Origin of the sequence: Acinetobacter sp. YH12069 (assembly GCF_013419675.1) — a bacterium.
GTDB lineage: Bacteria > Pseudomonadota > Gammaproteobacteria > Pseudomonadales > Moraxellaceae > Acinetobacter > Acinetobacter amyesii.
In genome coordinates, this window is the sequence record NZ_VOZS01000048.1 from 1 (window position 1) to 2905 (window position 2905).

Sequence of the window (2905 nt, forward strand, 5' to 3'; positions counted from 1 at the left end):
CAATGGCTTTTATGGCTTCAGCTTTAAATTCTGCGGTGTAAGTCTTCTGTTTCTTGCTCATGGTAAACTCCTAATGAGTATGTATAGTTTACCAAGTTAAACCCTCCTGTTTTTTAAGCACACATCAGATTGGTATTTCATCTAAGGACAGAAACTCTAATAGCCTTCTAGACGAATCTATTCGTGATTTTGCGAAAGCTTATGTCAAGTACCAAAAGATTAATAGGAAGTTAAAAACGCAAGAGACAATTATTCCGTTGAGACTTATAGAGGAAGTATGTCTTGCTAAGTATGGTTTGGTTGATTTGACCCAACTGACAATTGCTGATTTTGATTTAGCAGCTGAACTAGCTAGAAAAACCTATAAAGGATCTGCATATAGTGCTGGTAGGCATTTAAAGATTCTTTTAGATTTTCTCAAAAACATTAAAATTCTAGATTTACTTGATTGGAAAAATCCTAATAAAAAGCCAGTTGATAAAGCTATTGTTTTAGATAAAGAGTCTGAAGAATATCGAGCATCTAAATTACCTGATGAAGATGCACTTTTTGCTTTAGCTGACATATTTTCACGTAAAGAATCTGAATTATCAGAACGTGATGTTTTTGTGACAAGCAGTGTAAGTCTATTGCTAGCAGCACCTGAAAGAGCATCAGAATTATTTTTTTTAAAAGAAAACTGTGTTCATGAAGAAGATGTTGAGATTTCACAGAGCAAAGCTCTAATCAATGCTACTTCAGAAAAGAAAAAAGTCTTAGGATTAAGATGGTATGCCCAAAAAAATTATGGTTATGACATTAAATATATTCCTAGTGTTATGATACCGACTGTTCAACTAGCTATTGAACGATTGAAAAAAATGTCTGAAAAACCAAGACGATTTGCATATTTATTAGAAAGTACTGATAAGTTTCCTCGACATGAATTATGTCCACAAGTATCTGATGAGGAATTATTGACAAAGAAACAAGTTCTAAGTGCATTAGGATTTAACGAATCTAATTATGATAATGCAAAACAGGTTTCTGATTCTGGGAATAAATTTCTACGAACGCGAGGGCTGGAGCTAAAAGATGGATTATATTGTTTAAATGACTTAAATAAGTTGATTAGAAGTCGTTTGCCTAAAGGGTTCCCTTATGTGCCTTTTCAGGTGGGTGATGGTATAAAAATAAAATGGTCTGAAGCGCTTTTCTGTTTCTTTGCAAATCAACTTAATACTCAAAAGGTAACGGTCATTACTGAACTATGGATGCCTATTATTGATACTCTAAATGAGGATTTATCTCCGACGAAAAAGAAATTGAGAGGTAAGGATAAATTATCGAATGTTAAGTCGATTTTTCAGAGATGGGGCTATGGGGATTATAGTGTTGCAACTCATCAATTTCGTCATTTACTTAATAGCATAGCAAATACTAATGGGATGGATAGTATTCTATTGGCTAAATGGTCTGGTAGAGCTGACATTAAGCAAAACAGAGTCTATGATCACACGACTGTTGAAGAAAGAAACTATGCATTGGTAGAAATGCAAAAGAAAGAGATTGCTATTACTGAAGATAGCTGTGGATATAATTTTCAAATTGCTACGCCACGTACATTGCAAGAACTAAATACTCGAACTAGTTTAGCTATGCATGTAACAGAGTTTGGGCTTTGTACACATTCTTATATTGATGAGCCATGTTTAAAATATAGAAACTGTTTAAACTGTACTGAGCATGTATGTATCAAAGGTGATCAAGAAAAAACAAAGCGTCTTCAAGATAGATTAAAAAAAGAAAAAATACTGTGGGAAAAAGATAAGTTGGCTGTAGATAAAAATGTAACTGGTGCTAGTGTTTGGCTAGAAACCAGAGAGTTAACTATCCAAAGATGTGAACAGATGTTGGCTTTACTAAATGACCCACATATTGAAGATGGAACTCCATTAAGTCTGCCCTCTTCTGATGTAGTAAATCACTTGGATTTAGCGTATCAAAAAGCAGGTCGTAAACGTATCCCCGTTATTGAGAATACTCAACGTAAAATGATAGAGGATGAATCACATTTGCTTAGTCCGGTATTGCAAATGGATTTATGGATTTGATATGGCACAACATTTAACTGATCAAGATATTGAGAATATTGTTGAGATTCTAGATTATTGGTCTCCAAACGAAAAATTAACTTGGGATAATCTCTGTAATGCTATTGAGCAACAATTAGAGCTAATACCAGCACCTACTCGGCAAACATTGCAAAAGTACGCCAAAATAAAGAATGCTTTTGACCTTGGGAAAAAATCGCCAGCTGCTAGATTAATAATGTCTAGAGCTAAAGAAAAAGTACCTGCGAGTTTAAAAATAGCTCAAGCTAGGATTGATGCTTTAGAAAGTAAAATTCAGAGGTTAGAAAAAGAGAATTCAATGCTATTAGAGCAGTTTGTAGTTTGGCAATATAATGCTTATAAGTATGGAATCAGTATAGAAAAACTGAATGAGCCATTAGCAAATAAAAACACCTAGAAAGAGAGCCTATAAGGCTCTCAAAAGAGCTAAATTGCTTCAATAACACTTTTTAAAGCTGACCTATAAGCTTTAAGTTCCATAATGTTATTTAAGCATTTATTTTTCTCATATAAAATTTGATGGGACAGATGAGGAAAATTTTGTTCAAGTTGTAAGTATTTTTCTGTTTTTTTCTCTAAAAAAAAGATTTCTTCAATGATTTTATTATCTTCCAAAATCATATTGGATAAATCAATTTTTGACTTACTAAATTGTTTAAGCTCTGTAAGCGTCCGCTGAACCCCATGCCTATTTTTTAATTTGAGTTGGATTTCCAGCGATGTGGCAGTAATTCTTCAATCTGAGTCACTTTATGTGTCGGCAACCTTTTCAGCACATCACTTAAATAGGC

4 protein-coding genes are annotated in these 2905 nt (G+C 33.6%); 2 read left to right on the plus strand and 2 right to left on the minus strand.

The annotated features are described in order from the left end of the window. The first annotated feature begins 83 nt into the window (after positions 1–83). Together FTU16_RS16275 and FTU16_RS16280 are read left to right on the plus strand one after the other, a co-directional pair. Positions 84–2093, plus strand: coding sequence for an integrase (locus tag FTU16_RS16275; RefSeq protein ID WP_373683910.1), 2010 nt, complete (start codon positions 84–86; stop codon positions 2091–2093). 1 nt (position 2094) lies between these two features. Further along, positions 2095–2511: a hypothetical protein gene (locus FTU16_RS16280; RefSeq protein ID WP_180163689.1), complete on the plus strand. Its 417-nt coding sequence runs from the start codon at positions 2095–2097 to the stop codon at positions 2509–2511. Between the two features lie 29 nt (positions 2512–2540). Here the strand turns inward: FTU16_RS16280 and FTU16_RS16285 are convergent, their stop codons facing one another. Together FTU16_RS16285 and FTU16_RS16290 are read right to left on the minus strand one after the other, a co-directional pair. Beyond that, positions 2541–2735 (minus strand): hypothetical protein, encoded by a 195-nt coding sequence (locus FTU16_RS16285; RefSeq protein ID WP_180163690.1) that lies wholly within the window; start codon positions 2733–2735, stop codon positions 2541–2543. A 74-nt stretch (positions 2736–2809) separates the two neighbouring features. Next, a partial coding sequence (locus FTU16_RS16290) for a transposase domain-containing protein (RefSeq protein WP_141192730.1) occupies positions 2810–2905 on the minus strand: 96 nt, incomplete at its 5' end.

Coding starts and splice junctions, on each gene's coding strand:
- FTU16_RS16280 (WP_180163689.1), top strand. CDS start 2,095: ATGGCACAACATTTAACTGATCAAGATATTGAGAATATTGTTGAGATT.
- FTU16_RS16285 (WP_180163690.1), bottom strand. CDS start 2,735: ATGATTTTGGAAGATAATAAAATCATTGAAGAAATCTTTTTTTTAGAG.